This is a genomic window from Vibrio sp. V04_P4A5T148 (assembly GCF_963875605.1).
Lineage (GTDB): Bacteria > Pseudomonadota > Gammaproteobacteria > Enterobacterales > Vibrionaceae > Vibrio > Vibrio anguillarum.
In genome coordinates this window covers 1-5,151 of sequence record NZ_CAWNMS010000097.1, presented here as the reverse complement: position 1 = coordinate 5,151, position 5,151 = coordinate 1, and the positions used below count along the sequence as shown (strand labels likewise).

At 38.1% G+C, this 5,151-nt stretch carries 5 protein-coding genes; all 5 read left to right on the top strand.

Translation table 11 applies throughout. The features are described 5' to 3' along the window. Positions 1–1,335, top strand: a 1,335-nt coding sequence (locus AACT18_RS17050) for a hypothetical protein (RefSeq protein ID WP_339373511.1), incomplete at its 5' end; no start/stop codon positions are given. After that, positions 1,335–2,471, top strand: coding sequence for a glycosyltransferase (locus tag AACT18_RS17045; RefSeq protein ID WP_019282758.1), 1,137 nt, complete (start codon positions 1,335–1,337; stop codon positions 2,469–2,471). The genes AACT18_RS17050 and AACT18_RS17045, both read left to right, overlap by 1 nt. Further along, complete coding sequence (gene hisH, locus AACT18_RS17040; RefSeq protein ID WP_019282757.1) at positions 2,471–3,100, top strand: imidazole glycerol phosphate synthase subunit HisH; 630 nt, start codon at positions 2,471–2,473, stop codon at positions 3,098–3,100. Before AACT18_RS17045 ends, hisH begins: the two co-directional genes overlap by 1 nt. Beyond that, the gene (locus tag AACT18_RS17035; RefSeq protein ID WP_019282756.1) at positions 3,094–3,858 is read left to right on the top strand and encodes an AglZ/HisF2 family acetamidino modification protein; all 765 of its coding nucleotides are present in this window, start codon (positions 3,094–3,096) and stop codon (positions 3,856–3,858) included. The genes hisH and AACT18_RS17035 overlap by 7 nt, the downstream gene beginning before the upstream one ends. Before the next feature lie 6 nt (positions 3,859–3,864). After that, positions 3,865–5,007, top strand: coding sequence for an N-acetyl sugar amidotransferase (locus AACT18_RS17030; RefSeq protein WP_019282755.1), 1,143 nt, complete (start codon positions 3,865–3,867; stop codon positions 5,005–5,007). The last annotated feature ends 144 nt before the right edge of the window (positions 5,008–5,151 follow it).

Genomic DNA, 5,151 nt, shown 5'->3' with positions numbered 1-5,151 from the left:
GTTGTGAGATTTATACCATATAATAAAGTCATTGTATTAAAGATAATAATTATTCTTCAACTCACCACATTACTAATTTATCTCAATGCAAACATTGTTGATGTTGGTGAGATGGGAGTTGCCTTACACTTACTTATAGAGTTTGTGGGCTTGACAAGTTTGTTATTTGCGATGTTTTGGGTAAAAAAAAAGCTCTACTTCCATATCCACTTTTTTTTCTTCCTTTTACTAATATGTTGGATAGCTTTTCGAATAGTTTTTGATTTAAATGATCTTGAATATTTAAAACAACTAACAGTGGCTACCACTGGTGGCGTTTTATTGTTTTATATTACAGGTGCATCACTAGGTTTAACGAGGCATAGTCTGGCTAGCCTTAGGAGTGATATAAAGATAGAAAAATATATTATTTTACTTTTTTATTTTCTATCTATCTGGATGCTCTACAATTTCTCTCATCGCCTACATGATTCGCTTTTCTACTTAAAAGATATTGATGGTAGCTATCAAAGGTCTGGAAATTTCTTATCAATTTCATTTATTATTGTTTCATTCGCTTACCTTAATCTAGTATTAAAGAATATTGCTCAAGGTGCTACTATTTTAGCTAGGTTTTTCTGGTTGTCCGTATATACCTTATCAACCTTGATGGCATTAGTTGGATCACAGCTTTTTGGCTCTAATAGCGCAACCGCTGTTATTTTAGGTGTTTATCTTATTACGCTGGTTATGTCTCTTGTAACTGCTAAAAAAACAGTCTGGCTGAGCTATCTCAAGCATAAACTAGTCTTACCTTGGTCGAAGCGCCTAGTGAAAAATCTTAGCCTGATGGCTCTAATTGGCTTAGCTATTTTTGTAGGGGCACTGGTGCTGATTATAGGTATATCAGGTTTTGATATTACTAGTTTGCGGTTACTAGGCTTTGGTTCTGGTTCTAATGCTTCTTTACTAAGCAGAGTGGATATTTTATTAGAAACTGGAGCTAATCAACTCAACTATGCTCCCTTCTTAGGTAACATAAATGTTGCTTATCTTACCACTGGTAATGCAGGCAAAACTCTGCATAGTTTTTTCCCTTATGTGATGGCTAACTTGGGGCTGGTAGGATTACTAGCCGTGCTGACTCTTTTTACGAATGTACTACTACAGCTTTATCGTGAGACTAAGCAAGCTAAGTATGCTGGGCTTTATGGTTATCAGCTAAGTATGGTTGCACTTTATTCCATTTTTCTGTTTCTCTATATTCTATTTTTTGCGAACTTGTCCACTGGTATCGAGTGGCCTGTTCTTTGGTTTACGCTTGGTTTTATATCCAAGCCTTTGGGTTTTAGATAATGAAAAATATTCATATAACACTAACAGAGTTTCGGAACGAATCTCGTGTACTTAAAGAAATTTCATCACTTGAGGCTTCTGAAACCTTTGACTCTTTTACTGTTATCGCGCTTGGCGCTGATGATCTGCCTATTGCAGACTCTATAAAGTCAAAAGCAAAGGTCTGTAGAATCAGGTTGCTAACTCGAAAGTTGCCTAAAAGTGCATTTTTTCAGTTGTTCAAGTTTATTGAATTTATGTTCAAATGCTTATTGATGGTGAGGAAGGAAAAAGCCCAGGTTGTCAATATCCATACCCTCGCTCTTTTGCCATTAGGGTGGCTACTAAAGAAGTTATTTAAGGTGAAGCTGGTTTATGATGCCCATGAACTGGAAACTGAAAAGAATGGGCTGAACGGCTTTCGCCAGCGCATCTCTAAGTATATAGAATCTTTATTCATCCGTTCGTGTGATTTAATAATCGTAGTGGGCGAAAATATTGCAGACTGGTATGCCAATGCCTACAAGATAGAACGCCCCTTAGTTGTGAAAAACTCGCCCAGGTTTCGTCTGCAAGCTAAAAAAAACCTCTTCCGTGAACGTTTGGGTATTTTGCCAAATCAGAAGATTTTGCTTTATCAAGGTGGCTTGATGAAAGGGCGTGGTGTGCAGCTCATATTGGACGCTTTCAAAGAAAGAAAAGATAGTCATGTGGTCGCTGTTTTTATGGGGTATGGGGATTTAACAACTGAAGTAGAGCAGGCAGCAAAAAACCATCAGAATATTTTTTACTTTCCAGCCGTTTCACCTAATGTTGTCCTTGACTATACTGCCTCTGCCGATATTGGTATTTCGTTAATTGAGAATACCTGCCTTTCTTATTATTTTTGTATGCCAAATAAGCTCTTTGAATATGCAATGGCAGGTATACCTGTGATCGTCTCTGATATGAAAGAAATGGCTGAGGCTGTTCAGGCAGCAGATTTTGGGGTGGTGCTTACCGAGTATTCTGTTGAAGCGCTCAATGAAGCGGTGGATCGCTTGGCTGAACGAGATCTAACCGAGTTATCGAATAATGCTTACCAGTTTGCGCAGGGTCAGGCTTGGGAGCAACAGGAAAGGGTAATGCTTGAAGGGTATCAGAGGATGTTAGCATAATGATAAAAATTCTTGATTACGGTATGGGTAACTGCGGCTCGATAAAGAATATGTTACGTTACCTAGGAGCAGAGGCAGAGATTGTTGATCAATCAGTTGGTTTGGAAAATTCTAAAGCTATTATTCTGCCGGGGGTTGGTTCTTATGATCACGGTGTGAAACATTTGGAGCCTTTCAAGGCCATGTTAGAACAAAAGGTATTACATGAGAAAATACCTTTCCTGGGCATTTGTCTTGGTATGCAGCTTGTTCTTGAAAAGAGTGAAGAAGGGCAATTACCAGGATTGGGGTGGATTAAAGGCGAGGTCAAACGCTTTGATTTCTCTAAGCTCACTAGCGAACAACGCCACGTAATCCCTCATATGGGATGGAATGAAATTTTTCCCGCTGAATCACCAGAGATTTTGCAACCACTTGAAGCAGATCGCCGAGATCGCTTTTATTTTGTTCATTCATATCATGCGGCAGATGTACCAAGTGAGAATAAATTGGCTATCTGTCATTATGGTTATGAATTTACTTGTGCCATTCGCAAAAATAATATCTTCGGTGTTCAGTTTCATCCTGAAAAAAGTCATAAGTTTGGCAAACAGCTTTTCAAGCAGTTTATAGAGTTAATCCAATGTTAAAAAAGCGTGTTATCCCTGTTTTGCTATTGCAGGATGGTGGTTTGGTTAAAGGTGAAAAATTTAAAAAGCATAAGTATGTAGGTGATCCTATTAATGCGGTAAGAATTTTCAACGAAAAGGAAGTTGATGAATTGGCTTTTGTTGATATTTCTGTCGGTGTTAATCGTGGTGAGCCTGATTATGAACTAATTGGTGACATGGCTTCTGAAGCTTTTATGCCAATCGCGTATGGTGGTGGTATTAGCCGTGTTGATCAGGTTGAGAAATTATTTCGGCTTGGTGTTGAAAAAGTCATTATCAATAGTGAATTTCATCTGAACCCAGAGTTGGTCACAAAATGCAGTCAGATTGCTGGTGCTCAAAGCATTGTAGTAGCGATTGATGTTAAAAAAAGCTTGTTTGGCAAATATGAGGTATACACTAAAAATGGCACCTGTAAAACTGGCACTTGCCCAATCGAGTATGCAAGAAAGGCACAGCAATACGGTGCAGGTGAGATTATTTTAACGTCTATTGACCGCGAGGGTTCAGCGCAGGGCTTAGATCTTGATTTAATTAAAAAAGTCACATCAGTCGTTGAAATACCTGTAATTGTGCAGGGTGGTGTTGGTAGTTTAGAGCATATTAAAGATGCTGTTAAAATGGCCGGAGCTTCAGCCGTTGCTGCGGGTACATACTTTACTTTTCATGGAAAGTACAAGGCGGTACTTTTGACTTATCCTGCTTTCCATGAGCTTGAATATTTATTTTTAGATTGAGGTTTTATGACTAACAGTAGCTATCAAATGTGTACTCGCTGTGTGATGGATACAACAGATCCTGAAATTACATTTGACGAGCAAGGTATGTGCAACCATTGTCATGAATTTGACAATGTAATCAGTAAGCGTTGGTTTCCGAACGAAGAAGGCAAGCAGCAACTGGAGCAGATATTCAATCGAATCAAGGAAGAGCGCAAAAATTACGAGTATGACTGTATCCTTGGTTTAAGTGGTGGTCTGGATAGTGCGTATCTTGCATTGGTAATGAAAGAGTACGGAATGAGGCCATTGGTTGTTCATGTTGATGCAGGCTGGAACAGTGAGCTAGCAGTATATAACATTGAAAAAATCGTCAAATATTGCGGCTACGATCTGCATACCCATGTGATGAACTGGCCAGAAGTTCGCGATTTGCAACTGGCTTACCTGAAAGCGGGTGTGGCGAATCAGGATGTTGTTCAGGATCATGCTTTTTTTGCATCGCTATATCATTTTGCTGTTGATAACAAAATTAATTATGTTATTAGTGGTGGAAATATTGCGACAGAATCTGTGATTGCATCGGCTTGGCAGCATGGCGCAATGGATGCTATTAACTTAAAGGCTATTCATAGAAAGTTTGGTAAGCTTCCGCTGAAAGATTATAAAGTTATTGGATTTCTACAATATTACTTTTACTACCCTTTTGTTAAGAAGATGAAGGTCATTAGACCGCTCAATTATTTACCTTACTCTAAAGACTTTGCACAAAAGGAACTGGAAGATAAAGTAGGCTATAAAGCATACGGTCGTAAGCATGGTGAGTCTCGCTTTACTAAATTCTTTCAAAACTACTACTTACCCACTAAGTTTAATATTGATAAAAGGCGCTCTCACTTAGCAAGCCGTATTCTTTCAGGTGATATTACAAGAGAAGAAGCACTTGATGAGCTAAATAAACCTTTATATGATGAGGCTGAATTAACAGAAGACAAACACTTCGTGGCGAAAAAACTTGGAATCACAGTAGAGAATTTAGATGAAATGACCAGTAGTCCTGGCCGTTCTTATAAAGAGTTTAAAAACTGGGACTCAAGATATAATATGATGAAGGGTTTGCAAAGATTTTTAAATAAAATGCTTAAAACAAAGGTCAGGATGCACTAACAAGGCTATTATGAAAAAAATAATACAAGACGTTTTTAAATATATCTTAGGTACGGCTGATTTTTCGTTAGTGACGCAGAGTAATAGTGGTTTTTTATATCCGATATGCTTGAATTTCACATTAGAAAACAATAGGTTTTATTA

Excerpts from the sequence above, each read along its gene's own strand:
- AACT18_RS17045 (WP_019282758.1), top strand. The coding sequence starts at position 1,335 with ATGAAAAATATTCATATAACACTAACAGAGTTTCGGAACGAATCTCGT.
- hisH (WP_019282757.1), top strand. The coding sequence starts at position 2,471 with ATGATAAAAATTCTTGATTACGGTATGGGTAACTGCGGCTCGATAAAG.
- AACT18_RS17035 (WP_019282756.1), top strand. The coding sequence starts at position 3,094 with ATGTTAAAAAAGCGTGTTATCCCTGTTTTGCTATTGCAGGATGGTGGT.
- AACT18_RS17030 (WP_019282755.1), top strand. The coding sequence starts at position 3,865 with ATGACTAACAGTAGCTATCAAATGTGTACTCGCTGTGTGATGGATACA.